The sequence below is a fragment of the Anaerolineales bacterium genome (genome assembly GCA_003105035.1).
Taxonomy (GTDB): domain Bacteria; phylum Chloroflexota; class Anaerolineae; order Anaerolineales; family UBA4823; genus FEB-25.
In genome coordinates, this window is sequence record PQAL01000010.1 from 86911 (window position 1) to 110512 (window position 23602).

The 23602-nt window shown below is 51.4% G+C and carries 19 protein-coding genes and 1 tRNA gene; 13 read left to right on the top strand and 7 right to left on the bottom strand.

Annotated features, from left to right (window positions below):
* Nucleotides 1-2: 2 nt before the first annotated feature.
* The 12 genes from C3F13_05115 to C3F13_05170 all read left to right on the top strand — a co-directional run bounded on the left by C3F13_05115 (nt 3) and on the right by C3F13_05170 (nt 12024).
* On the top strand, nt 3-503 hold the full coding sequence (locus tag C3F13_05115; protein PWB55103.1) for a rubrerythrin: 501 nt from the start codon (nt 3-5) through the stop codon (nt 501-503).
* A 104-nt stretch (nt 504-607) separates the two neighbouring features.
* Nucleotides 608-1879, top strand: coding sequence for a hypothetical protein (locus tag C3F13_05120; protein ID PWB55104.1), 1272 nt, complete (start codon nt 608-610; stop codon nt 1877-1879).
* Nucleotides 1880-1881: 2 nt separating this feature from the next.
* Nucleotides 1882-3294 carry an MFS transporter gene (locus C3F13_05125; protein PWB55105.1) on the top strand — a complete coding sequence of 471 codons (1413 nt, stop codon included), beginning with the start codon at nt 1882-1884 and terminating at the stop codon, nt 3292-3294.
* Nucleotides 3295-3583: 289 nt separating this feature from the next.
* On the top strand, nt 3584-4561 hold the full coding sequence (locus C3F13_05130; protein ID PWB55106.1) for a hypothetical protein: 978 nt from the start codon (nt 3584-3586) through the stop codon (nt 4559-4561).
* Between the two features lie 12 nt (nt 4562-4573).
* Nucleotides 4574-5983, top strand: a complete 1410-nt coding sequence (locus tag C3F13_05135) for a hypothetical protein (protein PWB55107.1) — start codon at nt 4574-4576, stop codon at nt 5981-5983.
* A 127-nt stretch (nt 5984-6110) separates the two neighbouring features.
* Complete coding sequence (locus C3F13_05140; GenBank protein ID PWB55108.1) at nt 6111-6557, top strand: hypothetical protein; 447 nt, start codon at nt 6111-6113, stop codon at nt 6555-6557.
* A gap of 124 nt (nt 6558-6681) precedes the next feature.
* Nucleotides 6682-7761: a tungstate ABC transporter substrate-binding protein WtpA gene (locus C3F13_05145; GenBank protein ID PWB55109.1), complete on the top strand. Its 1080-nt coding sequence runs from the start codon at nt 6682-6684 to the stop codon at nt 7759-7761.
* A gap of 8 nt (nt 7762-7769) precedes the next feature.
* Nucleotides 7770-8549 (top strand): molybdenum ABC transporter permease, encoded by a 780-nt coding sequence (locus tag C3F13_05150; GenBank protein PWB55110.1) that lies wholly within the window; start codon nt 7770-7772, stop codon nt 8547-8549.
* Nucleotides 8550-8718: 169 nt separating this feature from the next.
* Nucleotides 8719-8913 (top strand): hypothetical protein, encoded by a 195-nt coding sequence (locus C3F13_05155; GenBank protein ID PWB55111.1) that lies wholly within the window; start codon nt 8719-8721, stop codon nt 8911-8913.
* A 331-nt stretch (nt 8914-9244) separates the two neighbouring features.
* Nucleotides 9245-9607, top strand: coding sequence for a hypothetical protein (locus C3F13_05160; protein ID PWB55112.1), 363 nt, complete (start codon nt 9245-9247; stop codon nt 9605-9607).
* A 359-nt stretch (nt 9608-9966) separates the two neighbouring features.
* On the top strand, nt 9967-10251 hold the full coding sequence (locus C3F13_05165) for a hypothetical protein (protein PWB55113.1): 285 nt from the start codon (nt 9967-9969) through the stop codon (nt 10249-10251).
* A gap of 510 nt (nt 10252-10761) precedes the next feature.
* A complete protein-coding gene (locus tag C3F13_05170) occupies nt 10762-12024 on the top strand; it encodes a tagatose-bisphosphate aldolase (GenBank protein ID PWB55153.1) in 1263 nt (420 codons plus the stop codon).
* A gap of 194 nt (nt 12025-12218) precedes the next feature.
* Here the strand turns inward: C3F13_05170 and C3F13_05175 are convergent.
* The 7 genes from C3F13_05175 to C3F13_05205 form a co-directional block, all read right to left on the bottom strand.
* Nucleotides 12219-12290, bottom strand: a tRNA-Arg gene (locus C3F13_05175).
* A gap of 53 nt (nt 12291-12343) precedes the next feature.
* Complete coding sequence (locus C3F13_05180) at nt 12344-13345, bottom strand: PrsW family intramembrane metalloprotease (protein ID PWB55114.1); 1002 nt, start codon at nt 13343-13345, stop codon at nt 12344-12346.
* Nucleotides 13346-13408: 63 nt separating this feature from the next.
* Nucleotides 13409-14044 carry a hypothetical protein gene (locus C3F13_05185; GenBank protein ID PWB55115.1) on the bottom strand — a complete coding sequence of 212 codons (636 nt, stop codon included), beginning with the start codon at nt 14042-14044 and terminating at the stop codon, nt 13409-13411.
* A gap of 11 nt (nt 14045-14055) precedes the next feature.
* Complete coding sequence (locus tag C3F13_05190; protein PWB55116.1) at nt 14056-15981, bottom strand: B12-binding domain-containing radical SAM protein; 1926 nt, start codon at nt 15979-15981, stop codon at nt 14056-14058.
* A 155-nt stretch (nt 15982-16136) separates the two neighbouring features.
* A complete protein-coding gene (locus C3F13_05195; GenBank protein PWB55117.1) occupies nt 16137-16589 on the bottom strand; it encodes a nucleoside-diphosphate kinase in 453 nt (150 codons plus the stop codon).
* Between the two features lie 84 nt (nt 16590-16673).
* Complete coding sequence (locus C3F13_05200; protein ID PWB55118.1) at nt 16674-19727, bottom strand: hypothetical protein; 3054 nt, start codon at nt 19725-19727, stop codon at nt 16674-16676.
* Between the two features lie 159 nt (nt 19728-19886).
* Complete coding sequence (locus C3F13_05205; GenBank protein PWB55119.1) at nt 19887-22265, bottom strand: sodium-translocating pyrophosphatase; 2379 nt, start codon at nt 22263-22265, stop codon at nt 19887-19889.
* Nucleotides 22266-22634: 369 nt separating this feature from the next.
* Here C3F13_05205 and C3F13_05210 point away from each other — a divergent pair, with 369 nt between their 5' ends.
* Nucleotides 22635-23585, top strand: coding sequence for an MFS transporter (locus tag C3F13_05210; GenBank protein ID PWB55120.1), 951 nt, complete (start codon nt 22635-22637; stop codon nt 23583-23585).
* Nucleotides 23586-23602 lie beyond the last annotated feature (17 nt).

Here is a 23602-nt window from a genome sequence, read left to right on the forward strand (position 1 = left end):
GGATGGTGAGCATGGATACCCGCAAAATTTACGAGTACGCATTGCAGCGCGAATACGAAGGGAAGCACTTTTTTGAAGAAAATGCTGGCCGCCTGCGAGAAGCAGCGGCGGTGAATGCCTTCAAACAGCTGGCGACAGAAGAACAAAAACACATCGATTTCATCTTGAGCCAGCTGAATTTCCTGCTCACCGGCAAGGGTGGAGGTATGGAAGAGGGTGCAAGGCTGGCTCAGTCAGGTTTCTTTTCCCAGCGAGCGGAATCCGAATTCATCGACCAGTCCGTGGCGGAATCGATGGTGCCCGATTTACCCGTCCTGCGCATGGCATATCTGATCGAGCGCGATTTTGCCGAGTTTTATGAGTCCGCGGCTGCCCAGGCGGAAGGGGAAGTAAAACAGGTGCTGACCATGCTTTCACAGTGGGAACGGGGGCACGAGCGCTTATTCAAGCGCTTTTATGACCGAGCATTTGAAGAATATTCGAAGATGCCCTGGGGCGGCTAGAATATTCTTATCTTAACTCATCAGCAACGGGGTTTTGGGTCAGTCGATTTGCTCAAAGCCCCGTTGCATTATGGTAAACTTCACCGCTAGAGACAAACCAAGACGTGGCAACCCTGAGCCCAGCCATCCTGAAGCATGCCAAGAATTTCCCCTTTAACTTCACCGTCAACTTGTTGGATGGCGGTTTTTTTGGTATGGCATTGGGCTTCGCTTCATTCTCAACCATACTACCCCTCTTTGTAAGCAACCTGACCGATTCAGCCATCCTGATCGGCCTGATCCCAGCCATCCATGTTGTGGGCTGGCAACTGCCGCAATTGTTCACCGCCCACCGGGTGTCGCAGCAGAAGCGTTATAAGCCGATGGTGATGAAATTTACCATTTACGAAAGGCTGCCTTTCCTGGGGTTGGCGATCGTCTCGTGGTTCATTCCTCAAATTGGGCCGAGCATTGCCCTGTCTCTGACCTTCGCCTTGCTGGTGTGGCAAGGCATCGGTGGTGGACTGGCCGCCACACCCTGGCAAAGCATGATTGGCAAGATCATCCCGCAGGAACGTTGGGGGGTGTTTTTTGGTTTTCAATCGTCGGTTGGCAACTTATTCGCCAGTGTCGGTGCCGTTTTGGCTGGCCTGGTGCTTGAAAATAATCCTTCCAACACGGGTTTTACGACATGTTTCCTGCTCGCCGTGGCGGCATTTGTCATTTCCTATATCGCCATCGGACTGACCCGCGAAGAAGAGACTCCGCCTGTGGGGGGTGGGATCGAGAAGGCAGCTTATTGGAAGGACATTCGCTCCATCTGGAAACGTGATGCCAATTTCAGGTGGTTCGTGGTAGTCCGCATCCTGGCACAATTAGGGACGGTCGGCTTTGCATTTTACACGGTCTATGTGGTGAAATTCTACGGGGTGGATGAATTTACCGCCGGAGTGCTCACCATGGTGCTGCTTGTGGCTCAAACTATCTTCAATCCACTGCTGGGCTGGCTGGGTGACCATTGGAGTCGAAGAGGAGTGATGGCAATTGGGATGGGTGCTGCGGCACTCAGCGCCGGGATCGCTACCTGGGCTACATCGGTGAATTGGTTTTACCTGGCATACGCTACAGCTGGGATTTCCTACGTGGCTATCTGGACCATTGCCATCTCGATGACCCTCGAGTTTGGCGAGACTCACGAAAAGCCTGCCTATATCGGCCTGGCGAATACCTTGATCGCCCCGACTGCATTCCTGATCCCTCTTTTGGCAGGCTGGCTGGCAGATAGTGTTGGATACCAGGCGACTTTCCTGGCAACGGCTATCGGCGCGGCAGCTACAATGATCGTGCTTGGTTTCATTATGCATGACGTCCCCAAACCGGAGGTAGTTGTAACATAGGCATGGCTACAAACCTGGGAGCCTCACAGAAGTGGGGAGTGCTTATCGCGGTGGGGATCGGCACGTTCATGACGGCATTGGACACGAGTGTGGTGAACACCGTGTTACCGGTCATCGGGCAGAACTTCAACCAGGTCATCACCGTGGTGGAATGGGTGGTAACGATCTACCTGCTGGTCTTGAGCGGATTGTTGCTCAGCTTCGGCAGGCTGGGCGACATGCGCGGGCACAAGACCATCTACCTGATCGGTTTTGGGATTTTCATGGCCGGCTCCTTCTTTTCAGGTTCTGCACCGAGTGTAGTGATTTTGATCATCGCCCGTGGGCTACAGGCCCTAGGGGCAGCTATGCTGGCTGCAAATTCGCCAGCGATCCTCACCAAAAGCTTCCCGGCAGAACAGCGCGGCCAGGCCCTGGGGTTGCAAGCCACCATGACCTACCTGGGGTTGACCGCTGGGCCAGCTTTGGGGGGCTGGCTGGCCAGCCTGTTGGGATGGCGGGTGGTATTTTATATCAATTTACCGGTCGGAGTGGCGGCAATCTGGCTCAGTTTACGTTTTATCCCCAAGGATACGCATAGCCAGCACATTGAGCGTTTCGATTTCGGAGGGGCGGTCACCTTCCTGCTTGGCTTGGGATCACTGCTCCTGGCGCTGAATCAGGGTGAGGAATGGGGTTGGACCTCCGTACCTATCTTGATCCTGTTTGGTGCCGCGCTCGCGTTCCTGGCCCTTTTCATTTACCTTGAAAAACATGTCAAGTTTCCGATGCTCGATCTGAGCCTGTTCACGAAGCTGCCTTTTTCGCTGACCACCGTAAGCGCGATCCTAAATTACATCGGGGTTTATACGTGCATATTCATGATGCCTTACTACCTGATCCAGGGAAGGGGTTTCACACCTGCCCAGGCAGGCCTGGTGCTGACTGCACAGCCCATCATCATGGCCATCGTGGCACCCATCAGCGGGACGCTTTCCGACCGCATTGGCACGCGAATCCCGACAGTAATCGGGATGGCGGTGTTATCGGCAGGACTGTTCCTGCTCTCCAGGCTGTCGCCACAGGCGAGCATCGCCTCCGTGATGCTGGCACTGGCAGTAGTGGGCCTTGGAACGGGTGTGTTCATCTCGCCCAATAACAGTGCCCTGATGGGATCAGCCCCGAGAGGCAGGCAAGGCATTGCCGCTGGGATCCTGGCTACAGCCAGGAACTTTGGAATGGTGCTGGGGGTTGGGATTGCCGGGGCAGTCTTCACCACCGTGTTGGTGCATGCTGGGGGAGTTATCGGCTCGTCAGTAAATCCGGCGCAAAATGGGGCGATTTTCGCAGCGCTCTCAGTCGCATTCATGGTGGCGTCGATGATTACCTTGCTGGGGGTGATTACCTGCCTGGTGCGAGTGAAGAATCACTCGTAAGAGGGCTTTGCTATTGGTGGTGTAGGATCAATCTTTAGGATACTTTCTCGTCTCTGATCACGACAGCCACTTTTACAAATCGTGATCTTCCTCAGACTGTTATTGATATCTGACCGGCATTTGTTTCTTACCATATATCGATGACTGTTTTTTCTCCATCGCCAAGAACAGCTATGATCAACAATTACTATCAAGTAATGAAATAATCATAATTCATTCATTACTTTTATAAATTGACAGCCTGACAGGGATTTGCTAAACTCAAGCCATTAAGGAAAAAATTAACGGAATGGGTTCAGTCAAATACTTACAATCTTTTGAACAGTTAAAGCTGCTGGCTGATCCACGTAGATATGCCATACTTCAGCAGCTTATGGCAGGACCCGCCTCATTGACCGTCCTCGGCAAGGCGCTTGGCGAGCACCCTGCGTGGATTCGCCATCACCTGAAGAAACTCGAAGCTGCTGGCCTGGTTGAGCTTGTAGAAGTCCATATCCAATCTGGAGTGGTAGAAAAGTTTTACCGCGCCTGTGCGGATGGCTTTTTAGTGCAAGAGTTGATCGTCCCTGAGAAAACCGCGCATCCGGTCGTGGTCTTTTCAGGCAGCCATGATCTGGCATTTGGGTTACTGGCTGACCTGGTCTCAGACTATCTCGATGTACTTACCATGACCGTTGGCAGCCTGGACGGTTTGATCGCCTTACGCCAAAACCTCTGCCACCTGTCAGGGACCCATCTGCTGGATCCAGGTGGAGAGTATAACGTTCCATTTATCCGGCATTTCTTCCCGGACCGACCGATGCACTTGATTACCCTGGCTCACCGTGAGCAAGGACTGATGACCGCAGCTGGTAATCCCAAATCGATCCGCTCGCTGATGGATCTTACACGTCCAGAAGTGACCTTTGTTAATCGCAATCCGGGTTCTGGAACCAGGCTATGGTTTGATAATCACCTCCTGGAAAAGGGCATATCACCAGGAGCTATTCATGGGTATGAGAATACCGTCAGCACTCATACAGCCTGTGCAAGCCTGATTCACAGCGGTAAAGCCGATGCAGCGCTGGGCTTACGCGCCTCTGCCCACCAATTTGGGCTCGATTTCATCCCGCTTTTCCACGAGCGCTACGATCTGGTCTTTATGCACGACCAGTCTCAATCCTTGGCTCCCCTCCTTGATACCTTGCAGGCGCATTCTTTCCGGCATAGTGTCACCGCGCTCACGGGTTATGACACAACCCACACCGGTGAAGAAATACCATTATGAGGTGAATGTACAATGAAACATCGTCGCATCCTACTCTTTACTGGCTTAATATTACTTGTATTTGCTTTGATCCTTTCTGGATGTGATCAAAAATCAATGAGAGCCGACGCTACTCCAACGAGTAGTGAGCCATCTGGCCGAATCCTTACACTGGTTGGCCCGAATGGCGGACCAATTCTAACAATGGCTCAGTTAAAAGAATTACCCAGCACAGAAGGCCAGGCTGGCATCAAGAGCAGCACAGGCCAGATCACAATCCCTGAGTTATTTAAGGGGGTGGCTTTGAAGGACCTTGTAGCCTATCTGAATATCGATCTTGACCCATCGATGGGCGTCGCCGTAACTGCAGAAGATGGTTATAGCATGACCTATTCGTATGATCAGGTAATGAATGGAGAGTTTATTGCTTACGATCCTGCGACTGGTAATGAGCTATCTACCCATGACCAGTTAACAGCGCTTCTTGCTTATGAGCATAACGGCCAACCTTTGAATCCAACCGAAGAAGGCACACTCCGCATTGTGGTCATCAGCTCGAAGAACAACCAGGTAGTTGATGGCCACTGGTCAGTGAAATGGGTGAATAAAGTTGAGGTAGCACCCGTCGGCCAAACCTGGACGCTGGATCTGACAGGGGCAATCAGTTCTCCGGTTACGCGCGATTCGTACCAGTCCTGTGGAGCACCAAGCTGCCATGGAAGTTTATATACAGACACGAATGGACAAAACTGGGTTGGGGTTCCATTATGGTTATTAGTGGGGGAGGTAGATGACGCAGATAGCCATTCGGATGTTGCTTATAACCGTGCGCTCGCAGACACTGGATATACCATTGATCTCGTTAGCTCAGATGGAACTACCGTCACGCTGGATAGCAAGGCTATCAAAGAAGATAACCAGGTCATCGTGGCCCATCTCGTGAATGATGGAGAACTTCCCGAGTTGTACTATCCATTGCGGTTGGTAGGCTCGAGTGTAAAGGATGACCAGATGATAGGGCAAATTACCCAAATTGGCGTCAATGTTCCTCCCATCACTGTACCTACAATCACTCCTGTGCCTGAAAATTCAGGCAGCATCACCATCAAGGGGCTAGTAGACAAAGAGCTAGCCTTAAAGGACGCGCAATTAAGGGCCTTTCCGATTATCACCACCACCGCTGAAGGGAAAGATGGCCCAGAGGATTTCCAAGGGATACTTCTAAAACAAATCCTTGACCAGGCGGGTGTTCAGGCTAACGCTACCAAGCTGGTTTTCACGGCATCCGATGGATATACCGTAGAAGTGAACCTTCAGGAAGTACTCGAGTGTCCAAAGTCGATGTTATCTTTCATGGACACTCCTGGGGTATACATGATCGTCCTGCCAGATTTGGAAACAAGTACCTGGGTAAAAGATGTTGTCCAAATTGAGGTTAAATGACCACTTTGAGCAGATTTTACCTTTTTATGCTGCGTTTATGCTCATCTGGTTAGATACTAATCAGGTAATACCTTCACAAGATACTTTTGTGAGAAAACCAAACCTAAATTTTTGAGGAGAATTACTTATGAAACACAATCGTAGCATTGTAATCATCATCACCTTATTGTCCATGGCTGCCATACTGCTATCAGCTTGTGCAACCGACACAGGACCCGTCACGCTGACAGTGAACGGTATGGTCAATAAGGAATTGCAATTAACAGATCAAGCATTGCATAAGCTTCCGGTAGTAACCCTTACACTGGAGCATCCCAAAAATGGACCGACTGAATATACCGGTGTACGATTAAATGATATTCTAAATGAAGCCGGCATCAAGGATGGGGCAGCAACCGTAACCCTTTCAGCCAGCGATGGATTTAGCAGTGATATTGATCTGGCTACGATCCAGGCGTGTACGGATTGCCTGGTATCATTCGATCCGGAGACTGCCGGTGTGTATAATGCGGCTATGCCCGGACAATCCAGTAAGGCATGGGTGAAGCAACTCACTGGGATATCGGTTAAGTAGGATTCTAAATTTTTATTTCAAGGGTGGGCCCGATGAAGCCCACCCTTTATGTACTCTAGTGCGGTTGAACGGGTACCATGTTATTCCCATCATATCTCTGGGAGATTTCGATCTATTGGTTTTAATGAGAATAAAAGTAAATCTATTCTTGATTGCCATTTTTTCCTTGGGCTTGCTCATCAATGGATGCACATCCACGTCCGACGGGTCTTCCAAAAGAACTCAGTTGGTCGTTTTCGGGGCAGGTAGCCTCATTATCCCGTTCTCTGACCTGGAAAAGTCCTTCGAAGAAAAATATCCTAACATCGATGTCCAGGCTCAATACCATGGCAGTATTCAGGTAATGCGGCATGCTACAGAATTGCATGAGCCCATTGATGTAGTCGCTACCGCCGATGCCTCATTAGTTCCCATGCTCATGTACAACATTACCGATCCAGAAAGCGGTATACCCTACGCCGACTGGTATATTAAATTTGGCACGAACAATCTGGCTATCGCCTATCAAAAGGATAGCAAGTATTCCTCTGAGCTAACCGTAGAGAACTGGTTTGAGATCCTTGCAAGGGCAGATGTCAGAGTAGGTTTAGCAGACCCTCGATTCGATGCGGTCGGCTATCGAGCGTTGATGGTTTACGCCCTGGCAGGCGAGTATTATCACCGACCAACGATTTTTACTGAGATGTTCAATGGGCAATTTACGTTTCCGCTGGGCATCTTCACTGACCAGGGAATAACGATCGTCACGGTACCAGAAATATTAGAAACGAAACCCAGATCACATATCGTGTTGCGGGGGGCAAGTGTGGAGTTGATTGCCCTGCTTGAATCTGGCGATCTGGATTATGCCTACGAATATGAAAGTGTCATCCAACAGCATATGCTAAGCATGTTCACGCTTCCAGATGAACTCAGCCTTGGTGATGCAGCATATGAAGGGTTCTACAATACTGTCGAAGTAGATGAAGATTTCCAGCGATTTGCTTCCGTCAAGCCGGTATTTCGTGGAGAGCAGATCGGGTATGGCATAACCATACCGAGCAATGCTCCTCATCCAGACGAAGCTGCTCTCTTCATATCTTACTTACTCAGCCCAGAGGGTCGAGCAATTATGGAGAAAAACAGCCAGCCGTTGTTTGATCCGGCAATCGGTGTGGATTACCAGAACATACCAGCAAGCTTGCAGCAATACTGCAGTCCGTAGGAGATGGCTTGAATCGTAGAGATGCCTTAAATCTAATCTTCTCATTTCTGGCCGGGCTACTGGTCTTATTTGTTATCCTCCCCTTAATTAGCACGCTCCTGTCCACCACACCAGGCGCTTTCTTGAATTCTTTCACCGATCCCGAGGTGGTGAAATCGATCTGCTTAACATTTGGTGCAGCGGCTATCTGTACAGTATTTGCGATGGTGATGGGTATCCCTCTAGCGTACATCCTTGCTCGCCGGATGTTCCACGGCAAGCGTCTGTTAGAAGCAATAATCAACCTACCGGTGGTCATCCCCCATACTGCAGCAGGTATCGCCCTCTTACTTGTATTTGGTCGCCAAGGCCTGCTGGGGAAGTGGTTCTATCCACTTGGGATTACCTTTACAGACAACCTGGCTGGGATTGTGGTGGCGATGTTATTCGTTAGCCTGCCATTCTTGATAAACCTGAGCAGGGAGTCATTTTCAATGGTGGATGAAGAATACGAAAAAGTTGCTTTCACCGATGGAGCCAGCCACTGGCAGGCATTCTTACATGTGACATTACCGCTGGCATGGCGAGGTGTCTTGGCAGGCGCGGTGATGATGTGGTCACGCGGGATCAGTGAGTTTGGTGCTGTAGTTATCCTGGCATATCACCCGAAGGTGGCGACGGTTCTTGTTTATGAGCGATTCGCGGGATTTGGGCTTGACGCAGCCCAGCCTATTGCGCTTATCCTCATCCTGGTTGCATTAGTTGTGTTCATTTCACTCCGGTTGGTCTTGTTACCCGACCATCGCTGATCAGTTCAACTTACGACAAAAATCAAGTTCCTCAAGTATTTTGGATCTCTCTGTTGCTTGAGAATCACCTGCGTTAATTTATCATAATATACAGCTTGGAATCTATCGAAGTGTGTCGGCATATGGATTCACTTTATGTGATAATTAGATCATCGGAGGAATAAATATCATGCGTCACGACCGTGTAGAAGTTATTGCTCGTATCATCTACGAGTTTGAGCAGCTCGAACAACTGGTTGCATGCTTGACGGATGAGGATTGGAGCCATTCATTACTCCGGCTGAAAGGAAAAGACCCCTGGACCGTGAAAGACGCGTTGGCTCATATTAGGCATTGGAAAGCTGATGCAGGCCGCTCAATATGAAAAGAACATCGACCTGTTGAAGAACGTGGATTGAAACCCGAATGAATTAATCATCTTGTATTCCTGCTTTGACTTGATTGCTCCCCACAGGATGTGCTCGATTGGCACCGGCAAGTTCAGGAAGTTGTATTGCAGGCATTAAAAACTACTCCAGATGAATATATTAAGAGCAAAATGCGGAATGATATCTGGCCCATTGTTCTTGACCTGAATTCCGCATACCATGGTGTGCACGACACATAACGTGTTCTGCCGGCAATCTCCAAAGAATGGCTATTTATATCGACCAGACGAGCACAGAAGACATCACGTAAGGAGGTATCACAAAAGAGTGATCATCACCCTGGACGAATTCTTCCGAGGCTACGAAGCCTCCAAGCCATACTTTGAGGCAGTTCGCGTTTTGCTGGATACCATTGGCCCGACGGAGATGCGTGTTTCCAAGAGCCAGGTCGCTTTCTGGCGAAGCAAGGCGGTTGCTTACCTCTGGATACCCGCCCGGTATTTGACAGGTGACCTTGCCCCGCTTGTGCTCACACTGGGTTTTGATCAGCGGGACGAGTCACCGCGCTGGAAAGAGATTGTCGAACCAGCACCTGGGCATTTCACCCATCATCTGGAGATTTGGTCTATGGCAGCGATTGATGATCAGGTGCGGGATTGGCTGAAGAAGGCATGGCTGAATGCGGCTTAGGTAATGATGGTTGACCATCTGTCCGTTTGTTATCTATTCTATCAAAGCTGAACACACGGCCGTGCTCTTTCTCTGAGGATTACATCGTCTATCCTGAAGTGAACTTCAACGATCGAATCGGATGGAAGATGAGAAAATTCCGTCATAAAAATTAACACAGGCAATCATTCACATGCCATCAATAGCCAGCATTGGGTGACAGAGGAGCTGAATGCCAGTCGGGATGAAATATGACGTGTTAGTGGCAGGGGAAATCAATCACAACTTGATCATGACTGCTGAAGTTGCTCCGGTTTTCAGGCAGGTTGAGATAGTACTCGATACGGCCACACTGACCGTCGGCTCATCCTTGACGATCTTTGCCTGCGGTGCGGCTGGGGGTTAGTTTTATCTTTATTGGCAAGTGCGGCGAAGATCTATTTGGTTACTTTTTGCTCCAAGAAATGCATAAAAATGGTGTGGGCGCCAGCCCTGTGATTGTCCCACCCGGTGATGCTACTGGGCTAAGCGTGATCTTGACGCGCGGCATCCATCGTGGGATCCTGACCTATCCAGGCTTGATCCCGGCTCTAAAAGCCGGTGAAATCCCAGATGAGTTGCTCAGCCAGGCGACTCACCTGTATATCGCCTCACATACATTATAGACTGCCCTCCGGCCAGGCTTGTCAGGCTTATTCAAGCACGCTCAGGTACTTGGCTCGAATACCTCACTCGACGCCAGCTACGACCCCACTGCGAAGCGGAGCGGAGTCATAGAACTGCAGGCGGTGACGGATGTTTTCCTAGATAATGAAGCCGAAGCTTGCTTACTGACCGGCGAAGTGTCGGTTGAAGACCCTGCTATTCTTCTGTATGAGCAAGTTAAGCCAGTAGCGATAAAGCTCGGGGGAATGCAGCACAATGGGGGTGAATGGGGAAGAACAAACCAGAGTCGCCGCAGTCAAGCTGGATGTGGTTGACACAGTCGGAGCAGGCAATAGTTTCAATTGTGGGTATTTTTACAGCGGCTCGCGAGGCTGACCTTTGGTAGAATCTATTCGGGCCGCGGTGATCTGCAGTGGCCTTTCGGCCCGCGTAGCAGGCGGCACTGATGCATAAGCTACTCTTGCTGAGGTGTATTTGTGGATAGGAGATACATGAACTACCTGGATCAGATCGTAGCAGCTCAAAAAGCCGGAATTGCGAGAGGTGTCGCCTCTGTCTGCTCTGCACACCCATTCGTGCTGGAGGCTGTCCTCAGGCATGGCCTGGTAAACAATACCCCTGCACTCATTGAAGCCACCTGTAATCAGGTGAATCAATTTGGTGGCTACAGCGGAATAACGCCTGTAGATTTTGTGGGCTTTGTCGGTCAGATTGCTGAGCGGGTGAATTTCCCGCACAGTAAATTGATCTTGGGTGGCGATCACCTTGGACCTCTGGTCTGGTCGAATGAACCTGCTGTGGTTGCCATGGCGAAAGCCAAACAGCTGGTGCGCGAATATGCTCTGGCTGGATTTGCAAAAATTCACCTGGATTGCTCAATGCCCTGTGCCGGCGATGGCGATCTGAGTATTGAGCTCATGGCTCAGCGCACCGCAGAACTTGCCCGTGAGGTTGAAAACGCCTGCAGTGGAGCAGGACTACCGCTACCGCGGTATGTTGTGGGGACGGAAGTCCCACCCGCTGGCGGGACAAAAGCTGGGCAACACCAGCTGGTGATCACCGATCCGGCACAGGCTGCCAGGACGATCGAGCAAATCCAGCTTGCTTTCTCCCAGGCTGGTTTAGAATCTGCCTGGAAGCGAGTCATCGCCCTGGTGGTCCAGCCCGGTGTTGAATTTGGCGACGTAACCATCCACGATTATGACCGCAATGCAGCCAGTGAACTTGCCCGGTTCATCGAAACCATCCCCGGGCTGGTTTATGAAGCTCACTCGACCGATTACCAGGCACAACAAGCTCTACGTGCCCTGGTTGAAGATCATTTCGCCATCCTTAAAGTCGGTCCTGGCCTGACCTTTGCGTTACGGGAAGCGGTTTTTGCATTGGGATACATCGAAAAAGAATTATTCCCTCCTGAAGAATGTTCTCACGTTCCGCAAGCTCTCGAAGAGGCGGCTATGCTCAACCCAATTCACTGGCAGAAGTATTATCGAGGGAACCCACAGGAACAAACCTTTATGCTTAAATTCAGTTTGAGCGATCGCCTCCGTTATTATTGGAGAGATGCGAACGTTCAAAAGTCACTCTCTCACCTGCTAAGACACTTCAAGGATACGCCCATTCCGCTCACGCTTGTGAGCCAATTTATGCCTGATATTTATCCCGCCGTCCGTGCTGGAGTCGTTCCCAACCGCGCCCAAGACCTGCTACTTGCCCGGATTGAAAATATTCTGGACGATTATCAAGCGGCATGTTTTGGGACAGAAAAATAGGCATCCCAGCTAAGTGAAAATCATGAGCCTAACCTGACAATCTGAGCAGGGTAGAAACGTAGAAATCCAAATTTTTAATTAAAGCCCAACACGACCACGCTGAATCGGATGTGCCTAAGTAGTTCACCCCGCTAACTTGTCTTTAGATTAATTGACTCTACCGGGCTGGAATAAAAGCTCCAATGAATGAAAAGTACCCCTGGACGGACTCGAACCGTCGCATTTGGCTCCGGAGGCCAACGCTCTATCCACTGAGCTACAGGGGCACAAGGAATTTTATTTTACCATGTTTATTTGCCGCCATTTCGTCAGGGAAAAATCAGCCACTCGAGAGCTGTGTGCTCATTTGTTCAAGCTCACTGCGCAGGCGGTCGATCTCAGGCTGATTTTCCTGTACTTCGCCCAGCGCAGAAGATTGGTGTTTTTTAAAGGCCAACTCAGCCGTGAGTAAATAAAAGCGGTCCACCAGGCGGTATTTCCCGGAGAATAAGGCATTAATGCGGCTGGTAGTTTGGCTCCAGGCTGAGCAGGCGACCTTGTATTGTGAGGGGGTGATTATGCCGTTAGCCACTTCGTCGGGTAGCTGGGCGATGATCCACTTTTGCTCGCGGTACAGAGCCCAGACTACAAACACGATCATCGCGATCCAGCCAGACCAATCGAAGACGATCGAATAGAAAACGCTCTGCACACCCTGAACCAGCTCGGAGATAAGGTTGTGAAACGAGTGCGCCATAATTGCCACTGCCAGCCCGATAATGGGGGCGATGACCTTGATGGAACGGTTTTTATTTAATCGCGAGACTGCCAGGCCAATCCCGATGAAGGCGGTAAAAAATGGATGTTGCCAGCCTACCAGGATAACCCTGACAAAGAACATATACAGGATGCCCTGGATGCCATTTTGCTGGAACCCGTAGGTATAAATGTAGTAAATATTCTCTGTAGCCGCAAAGCCAATGGCTGTAATGGCGGCATACACGATGCCATCCAGGACCGAGTCGAATTCCCGGCGGAAGAATAAAAAGACGAAGAAACAAGCCAGCCCTTTCAGCACCTCTTCGATGATGGGGGCGAATACCGAGGCAGTGGATAGCTCGGTAAAGGCCTGCGAACCGGTGAACATATAGATCCCCAGGCCGAGGAAAGAATTTACCACGAAGGCCGCTCCGGCCGCAATAATCGCACCCCATAGGAACACTCCGCCCAGCAAGGCTACGGGTTCCTTTTCATAACGATCAACCCAATAGACTACGTAGGCGAATATGAGCATCGGCAGAAAGCCGAAGATAAAAGATAACAACAGGCCGGATACATCCATCGCAATTTCCCTCCTGAGGGCCTTTTTTAGTCTAGCATAAATGGATGGAAGTTGCAAGCAACGCTAATTTGTGATTAATACAAGCTTTTCGCGGTGGATGCGCGTATCTTCGAGCCTGATATCCAATTCAGACAAAAGCTCCTCTGGGCGACCTGTGGCAGATTCACGCGCCGCCAGCTGTACATGCAAGATATATCCACTGGTTCCGTCGGACTCAGCTAAATCCGCTTTTTCGATGAGCGGACGAAGATCATAGGGCTTGCCACGCCGCTGGCGGGGTAATTGCTCAGCCGATAACACCCTGTGGAGCCGTTCGGGTAAGGCAGGAACAGCATCGAGAAAGGTAATGGCGTAGATCGCAGAGACCACCTGGGTCTGCAGGGCAGGGGCTCGCAGATCAACAGGCTCAAGATGTATGATCTCCAGCCCAGGTGGCAGGGCAGGTTGTAAGCAATCTACGATTTGCTGAACAGTGAAATCAGTTTCTAGCCAGGCATCCAACAGCTCACACTGACTGGTGAAGCCTAATGGCAGGGCACAGGCCAGATTAAGATGAGGCTGCGGGTGAAATCCCTGGCTGTAGGCAAGCGGCATGCCTGAACGGCGAAAGGCACGCTCCCAGGAGCGGTGCAGGTCCAGATGACCCACATACTTCATCGGGCTTGATTTCGAGAAAGTGATTCGCAGGCGTATCGGCATCGAAATTCCAGCTAACTGGATTGTGCCTCACTCGTTTTTGTGATCTTCAACCTGGAGGGCGATCTCACTTCAGGGCAAAGCCAGGCTTCCCCTGGGTGCTCTCGACGCAGGTCAGCATAGGTCGGCAGGATCCCGCAGGCGAAACAGCTGGTGCGGCAATCTGGGCGCGTGCTGGGCTGTTTGCTAAGCTCATAATCCTGCAACAGGTAATTCTTACGGACGCCCGTGTTGATATGGTCCCATGGAAAAACCTCATCCTCTGAGCGAGGGCGATGCGTATAGAAAGTTGGGTCAAGCCCAGCCGTGGAGAAGGCCTGGTCCCAGGCAGAAAAATTGAACTGATCTTGCCAGGCATCGAACTTCGCCCCGTTCTTCCAGGCATGTAGCACCACTTCGGCCATGCGGCGGTCGCCACGTGCGAGCCAGGCTTCCAGAAATGTTACCTCGGGGTCTGTCCAGGTTAGTTTTATGTCGCGGTGGCGAAGCTCCTGCTTCAAGAGTGCCTGCTTGGAACGAATCTGGTCGATGGTATCGCAAGCCACCCATTGGAAAGGCGTGTGTGGTTTGGGGATGAAGGTTGAAATACCCAGGTTCAATTTAGCTCGATGCCCGATGGCCTTGTGACCTTGCGCAAGCACCTGCTTGCACAGGTCAGCGATTGCGTTGACATCCTCAAGGGTTTCTTCGGGATGGCCGATCATAAAGTACAGCTTGAGAGTCGTCCAACCACGTGAGTAGATCTGGTAGGCTGTTTCGAAAAGTTGAGCTGTGCTTACCGGTTTATTGATCAGGTTGCGCATATGCTCGGTGGCAGCCTCTGGGGCGAGGGTGAAACCCCCGTGGCGCGATTCCTGAAGCAAATCCATCAGGTCCACGGAGAACGATTCGATGCGCAGGGAAGGCAGAGAGATACCCAGGTGCTTCCCCTGGAAGCGCGTCTTGATCGTCTGAATCAGCTCAGCGATATGCGTATAGTCAGAGGAGGATAACGAGAGCAAGCCGATTTCTTCAAACCCCGTCGATTTCAGCGCCTGTTCAGCGGCCTGGACGATATCGCTGACGCTTCGCTCGCGCACCGGGCGGTTCACCATGCCTGCATGGCAGAAACGGCAGCCCCGCGTGCATCCCCGCGTGATCTCGATGGGAACCCGGTTGTGGACGGTTTCGATATTCGGAAGGATGAAGTGAGTGGGGGGAGGCGGCAGTACTGGGACGATCCGCTTCAATACCGGCAGGCTTGCCTGGTCAACCAGTTTTGTGACTTCATGGACCGTTCCATCTGGATGGTAGGAGGCCTGGTAAAGGCTGGGCACATACACGCCTGGGATACTTGCTAAATTTACCAACAATTGCTGGCGGGGAAGGGAGCTACGCTTCCAGGCCTGGTGGGCCGCGATGATTTCGTGGATCACCTGCTCACCTTCTCCGATCACGAATGCATCCACGAAATTGTGGACGGGTTCCGGGTTGAATGTCGCCTGGCCACCGGCGATGACCAGAGGGTCAGTTTCCCGCCGTTCATCCGTCGTCAAAGGTATTTGGGCCAGGTCGAGAGCGTTAAGCAGGTTTGTATACAGGGTTTCATACGGTAGGGTGAATCCAAGGATGTCAAACACCCGTAAGGGATGGTGTGATTCCAGAGAATATAACGGGATGCCAGCCTGGCGCATGAGCCCTTCCATATCAATCCATGGGTTGTAGGCTCGCTCTGCCAGTGCGTCAGGCCGGTTATTGATCGCCTCATAAAGTATTGCCAGGCCCAGGTTGGACATCCCAATATCATAAATATCAGGGAATACCAGGGCTATGTGGGTTGCCACACTGTCCCATGGCTTGACCACCTGATTAAGCTCGCCACCGACATACCGCCCAGGTTTTTGCACCTGGGGGAGCAGGCGTTCCAGTTTTTGATCGACCTCGTTGGGGAAAAATACCATTAAGACCTCAAGGGAGTGCAATAACCAATCAAATTATCCTTAGAATGTCAGATTATATCTTAAATTGATCCGTGTCTCTCTCCAGGGCGGTGTAGCTTTCTGGAGAGAAACACGGAAGAAAAATCAAATGAATTACTTTCCCTGAGAAGGTGAAATCAAGCCTCGAAGATCCACTGGTCAAGGGCACGTTCCCAGGTGACCAACTCCTGGGGAGAGAACCACAGCGCCACCTCTTTTTCACCGTTCTCCACGGTGTCTGAGGCATGGGTGAGGTTGCGGCCGATCTCCAGGGCAAAATCATGGCGGATCGAGCCGGGGGCTGCATTGGTTGGGGAGGTAGCTCCCATGGACTGGCGAATGGCATTGATGGCATTCGGTCCTTCCCAGACCATGGCCATCACCGGTGCAGAGGTGATATAGGCGATCAGGCTCTCGTAAAATGGCTTGCCCAGGTGGATGGCATAGTGAGTGCGGGCCAATTCCTGGCTGACATTGATAAATTTAGCAGCGACTAATCGCAATCCGCGCCGCTCCAACCTCAATATAACTTCACCGATTAAGCCTCTTTGGACTGCGTCGGGTTTTACCAGCACCAATGATCGTTCCATGTTTTCCTCCGAATGCAGATGATACGCGCAACGTGAAACGTACCCGGGTACGTTTCACGTTGATGCTTTACGATCGTATTCTACCTACCTGACCAATTCTTCTGCCTTGATGTAGGCGTTCAAGGCTTCTTGTAAATCACTCTTCTTGGAATGCGCATCACCCAGGGTAACCCACATGTCGGTATCGACTGGGAAGCGGTAGAGCGCTTCCTGCAGGTCCTTGATGATCTCATCCAGGTGATAATTCTGTTTAATCAAATCCGCATAATAATTAGCAGCCTGCGATGGCTGACCCTGGCTGAGTGCATGGCGGGCTTCTGCCAGGCTACTCTCGGCTGCAAGCTTAGCAGGCGGCACTTCTTCCTGTGTAATGACAGCTTCAGTCACTGGTAGTGTGACTGGGAATTCAGGTACCAGTGGAGCGGATTCTTCATCGGGCGGGACAGCTGATTCGACCGCAGGTTGAGCAACTTCTTCAACCGCGGCAACGGCGAGTATCTCTGGCAGCGGAGGTTCTGGGACTATTTCCTCAGGAGCTTGGGCTGGAGTAGTTTCCTGCTCCCCTGCCAGGCTGGCAACTACCGCTGCAGCAGCCAGCTTTTCTGCAGCAGAGCTTTCAACTTCTGGGGTAGCCTGCTGTGGTTCTTCTGCTTCGGTTATTTCCTTGAGCCAGTCAGGCAGCTCTTCCGGTTCCCACTCCAAAGCTTCTTCTGCACTGCCTGCGGTTTCTTTTTCGGACTCCGGCTGTTCAAGCTCAACCAACCAGGCTGGCAGCTCTCCTTCAGCCAGTTGTTCAGCTTCAGGTTGTATGATCTCTTGAGTTTCCTCAGCGGGTTGTTCCGCTTCTGGCTCCTCTCCCAGGCCTTTTATCCAGTCGGGTACCTCTTCTGCCGCCTCTGCTGGCGGGGTGGGATGAGCTAACACGTCTGTGACCGGTTCGAGCTCGAGCTTCACCCAATCGGGCGGTTGGACTTCTCCTTCAAGCCCGGGCATGACTAATTCATCCGTACTGTTGGCATCTTGTTCATCCGTCAGACCTTTAAGCCATGCAAATGCTTCCGGCTCTGTAGCGGACTCAGGCTCAGCTGGGATCAATTCTGCTTCAAGCGGTATAACCTCTTCCGTGGGAGGCACTTCTTGTGGAGCTATAATATTCGCATCAGGCTCAGGCAGTGGGGCGGCAGAAATTGCTTCACCAAGTTCAGTTGTGGCTACCAGGGGTGGCACTTGCTCAGGCTCCTCAGTAGCTGGTAGCTCCTCTGTAGAGGGTAGCTGTGGCTCTTCTTCATGTGCTTTTGAAAGCATCTCAGCCGCAATGACTGCTCCGGCTAACGCGGGTGCGTGTGTCCCGGGCGACTCCTCAGCGGGGATCGCTTCCTCTTCAACTTGGGACAGCTCTGCTGCAAGAGGTACTTCGATGGCAGGTAGGGCTTCTGGTGAGATTGTCTCCTCTACCGGTGTACCAGCCTCGGAAAGTTCCTCTGCTGGTGCTTCTGGGGTGAGTACTTTAAGCCAGTCGGGTAGCTCGTCCTCCGTCGCTGGCACTGCGGGAGCTTCAAGCTCGGCTGCTCCTGGTATCGCTGGGATTTCGGCTTGTTCGATTGGGGTTACAACTTCAACTACTGGCTCTTCGACTGCCTCGGGTTCAGTCACAGGGGTTTTAGGAGTCTCACTACCTTCCATGAAAGCAGAGATCCCGGCTGTAAAAGCTGCAGCAGCTGCCAGAGATGACTTGTCTTCGCTGGATGCTGCAGGCTGTGGGATGTCGATATCTTTCAGCCAATCGGGGACTTCATCATCGGGGTTAAACGCCGGGCTGTCTTGCTGAGGGGCTATGGATGCGTTGGGTTTCTTCTCTTCGTCCAACCAATGGATGATTGAATCAGTCGGGCCTGGCTGATGAGGTTCCAACCAGGGGTTGGAAATTTTATCTTCGTCAGCCTGGGCAGTCGGGGAGGCATTCGTAACGAATCCATCTGGTGCAATCCCACGCAACCATTCGGGGATCTCAGCCTGGATCGCTTCTTTACCTTCCGGGTTTTCCGCGCTTACTTCTTCGATATTGGCCGATTCTGGTGGCACCTGCGTACTTTCACCCGTCGCAGGTTTCCAACCAGCATCCTTCATCCAATCCGGAATCTCACCTTCTGGTTTGGATGTGTCGGTGATGATCTTCTCCACTTCCTGGGTATCCCAGATAAACGGGGAGACACTGGGAGATGCGTTCGCGACTGGAGGGGCAGCCGAAGGCGCTTCAGCAGCCTTCAGCCATTCTGGGATATTTTCATCCGTTTGTTGGTCAAGAGAAATACCCAATGAGGTTGCCCAGGATGGCTGTTCAGGGGCTTCTCCAACCTGGATTCCAGATTTCCACTCCAGTCGTTCAATGTTTACCGCACTATCCGGCACCTGGTCGGAGGTGATGGCTTCCTGCTCAGCAAAGGCAAAATAAGGGTCCATTGAGACGGAGATCTGGCGCGCATTTTTAACTGCGTCTGAACCCTCGGCTTCGGGAAGTGAAACTGCCAGGATGCGGTTTGCATCCATACATAGCGGCATTTTTTTTAGGATATTTACGCAGGTGTCCACAGCTTCAACGCGCTGGGAAGTCTGGAAAAACATCTGAGCCAGCAGAAGCTGCAGGTCAGGCCGATTCGGATCTTCGGTGATCGCCGCACGCAGCTCTGCAATTGACTGGTCGAACAAACCTCCCTTGGCATACATCCTGGCCAGGGCACCGCGGGTCAGGCGCACCTTGGGGGGTTGCATACCATCCCGCCGGCCGTACAGGCGCCGCAGCTCATCCTGGATGGCAATGTTGGCCGGCTGGGCTTCATAAGCCAGCTCCATGTGCCAGATGGCAGCATCCAGGTTGTTCTCGTCTTCCCGGATGATACTCATCCCAACATTAGAGATAAAATCATCGGGGATGGCCGACAACACGCGTTGGAAAATGTCGGTGGCATCACTGATGCGCTGTTGTTCCAGATGAGCTTTTCCTAAAAGACGATAGGTGGCGATGTGTTTCGGAAATGTGGAAAGAATATGGCGGCAATGAGCGACAGATTCATCCAGCTGTCCATTATCGATCATGCCTTCGATTTCATGGTTATAAGCACGTAATGAAATTATGGCCATAATTATAGGCTCCTGTTGTTAAGTATGCCTCATTCTAGCTGAAGTTGCAAGAGTTTAGCCAGCTTTAGCAGGCTAAAAGCCAGCTTTAGCAGGCTAAAAGCCAGAAAATAAAATCCCTCCCAGCAGCGGGAGGGATTTTAAGGTTGAAACCAGGAGTTTTTAGAACGGTGTAGCAGGTTTTTTACTGCTCAGGATCGCCCACCCAACCGCAACCAATAGCGCGAGCCCGACCACATAAGACACTGCAGGGGAGGTGCTATATTTTACGATGATGGGAGCCATGATCAGGCTGACCAGATTGACGACCTTGATCATGGGGTTAAGTGCCGGCCCGGCGGTGTCTTTCAGCGGATCACCAACGGTATCACCGACAACACCCGCCTTATGTCGCTCGGAGCCCTTGCCGGTGTTCGCCTGAAGGTCCCTGGGTTCGTCTTCAATCGATTTCTTAGCATTATCCCAGGCGCCGCCGGTATTAGCCATAAACACCGCCAAGAGCTGGCCACTCAGGATGATGCCAGCCAGGAAGCCGCCCAATGCCTCTACCTGTAATAACAATCCGACCGCCAGGGGTAATAGGACGGCGATGGTTGCCAGCGGGATCAGCTCTTTTTGTGCAGCCTTGGTAGAGATACCTACTGCCCGAGCATAATCGGGCTGGACCTTGCCCTCCATCAACCCAGGGATGCGGAACTGGCGACGAACTTCCTCCACGATCAAGCCTGCAGCACGCGTGACGGCTTTGATGGATAGCGAGCTGAATAACCAGGGAAGGGCACCACCCAGCAGCAAACCGACAAATACACGTGTGTCAGAGACACGGATGGAATCCATCACCGGAAAACCGAGCTGTGATTGAACCCGGCCGACATCGGTTATGAAAGAAGCAAATAGACTGACCGCGGCAATGACTGCCGATGCAATTGCCACACCTTTGGTGATGGCTTTCGTGGTGTTACCCACCGCATCCAGATCCGCCATGATCTGGCGGGCTTTACGTGTTTCTTCATCATCCATGTCATGCCAGGCCATCTCGCCGATGCCGTTGGCGTTATCGGAGATGGGCCCGTACGAGTCCATGGCGACATTGTTCCCGGTGTGGCTGAGCATACCGATACCGATCATGGCAACTGCATACAAAACGTAGGTGGTTCCGTTAGAACTGTAGAGCAGCACAGCCAGGATAAAGCTTATGACAATCACCACCAAGGCCCATACGCTTGATTCCATCCCCACGGATAATCCGGACAAGATGGTGGTCGCCGGACCGCCACGCGTTGAATCGACGATTTCCTTGACAGGAGCCTTCTTGGTGGAGGTGAAATAGGAGGTCAGCGGATTGTAGGCAACCGCAAGAGCGACGCCAATGGTGGTTAAGGCAGCCAAGCGCCAATCATCGGCATACCAGTAAGCCAGGGCGAACGACCATACTATGGTATTGATGCTCGACACTTCATATGAACGGAACATGGCTTCTTCAGCATCATGAGCTCGCAGGAACTTGATGGGGAAGCCTTCCCAGATTGGGACGGTGAAAGTACCTAAAATGGAGCTGAGCACACCGATAGCTCGGATAATTAAGGGATATACGATCCACTTTAAGTCACCGGTCAGAGCAACCAGGGCTAACCCCAGGATCAGGCCAGAAACGATGGTCACCTCATAGCTTTCGAAGATGTCAGCAGCCATTCCTGCGCAGTCACCTACGTTATCACCAACCAGGTCAGCTATCACAGCGGCATTTCGGGGATCATCTTCGGGGATATCCTGTTCGACCTTACCCACCAGGTCCGCACCGACATCTGCAGCCTTGGTATAGATACCGCCTCCTACGCGCATGAATAGGGCTAGCAAGGTGCCACCAAAACCAAAGCCTAATAATGCATCCGGGGCGGCACGCCCGAAAATCATGAAGATCAGGGTGCCACCCAGAAGGCCCAAGCCATCGGTCAACATCCCGGTGATTGTGCCAGCGTAATAAGCGATGGAGAGCGCTTCATTAAAACCGCGGCGGGCTGCAGAAGCTGCCCGGACGTTAGCCTCGATCGCCATGCGCATGCCCAGCTGACCGACAGTTAGTGAAAATGAGGCACCCATGATGAAGCCAATCATGCGGGCCACCCCGATGATGAGCAGGATCTGCTGGTAAGCAGCGGGGTTGCTTTCTTTTGTGATTCCCTCGGCACAGGTAGTCAATGCCTGGATATTATGAGCATCTACGCCCTGGAGGAAGATACAATGCCATTCACGGGCTTCCAAGGAAGGAGGAACGATATATACCGAAAGGAAGAGGACGACGGTTAGAACGATTATCAGGGGAAGAATGGAGCGCAATTGGCGGTTCAAATAGCTGTTCGCACCAATGCGAATGGCGTTCCACACTTCCTGCATCTTTGGGGTGCCTTTATCCTTTGCCAGGACTCTGCCTCGCAGATACCAGGCATACAATAAGCTGATGATGGCAACAACCACCACACCCACGATAGCGATCTGCTCAAAGCTATTCAATCCATGTCGAGCTAAACCCAAGATATCCATCTCTCCTCCACTCTTGCGAATTAGATTTTAAACAAACAAAATCCCCACACGCTAATGCGTATGGGTTGAGCATATTTGAGTTTTTGAAAATAGATACATTTATTGAAGGTTCCGGCAGGCTGCGTTATTTTACCTAATCAAATAAAAAAAGTCAAATAACTCAATTAGATTTCTACAGATTAGCATTTCATTAGACTTCAGCGAACTACTTGACTTTGCTCCTTTTTTTAATGTATAGTCTTACTCAGTGACTAGAGTAGTTATTCACATAGATTATGCGAAAAGGTTAACTGCATAGCGCTATTTGATGGCACAGCCTCCGGGAGTTCGGCGGCCGTGCTTTTTGTTCATTATTTATAGGAGAAATTTATGATCGAAGTTGAAGGATTGACCAAGGATTACGGTGCCAGGCGGGCGATCAATAACCTCACCTTCCAGGCGAACTCAGGCGAGATCTTGGGTTTCCTGGGTCCGAACGGGGCTGGCAAGACCACCACCATGCGCATCCTGACTGGTTTCATGCCACCCACGATGGGCACAGCCAGGGTAGCAGGTTTCGACGTGGTAGATAAATCCCTGGAGGTAAGAAAAAGAGTAGGTTATTTACCCGAAACCGTCCCCTTGTACCCAGATATGACTGTTTTCGATTATTTGAAGTACATGGCAGACTTGCGTCATATCAAGAATGCTGACGAGCGGGTAGAGGATGTGCTTGAGATCGTCCATATGGAAGAGCGGAGTAATGGGTATATCAGCAACTTATCCAAAGGTATGCGCCAACGAATTGGCCTGGCACAAGCACTATTGCATGAACCTGAAGTCCTCATTCTAGATGAACCGACGATTGGCCTGGACCCTGCCCAGATCAAAGAGGTGCGTACATTGATTAAGGATATTGGAAAACAACGCACTGTCCTGTTATCAACCCATATCCTGTCAGAAGCACAACAAATCTGCGACCGGGTCTTAATCATCAATAAAGGGGTGATCGTAGTCGAAGACACCCCGGAGCGGCTGCAAGCGGGGCTTAGTGGGGTGCAACGAGTTTCACTGCAAGTACAGGGTGACGGCGATGGATTGGAGAAGCTGATCAATGGGATTAGCGGGGTTGGGAAGGTGACCGGGCGAGGAGAAGGTGCGGTTGAAGTTGAGACTGCCCCAGGGAAAGACCTGCGCCCGATTATTGCCAAGAATGTAATCAAGGCGGGTTATGACTTGCTAGAGCTGAGGAATGTCGACCTGAGCCTGGAAGATATCTTCCTGGAATTAACCCGCGACGAACCTGCACCTCCGACTACCGACGATTCGGAAGAAGCTTAGAGAACCAATTAATTCGG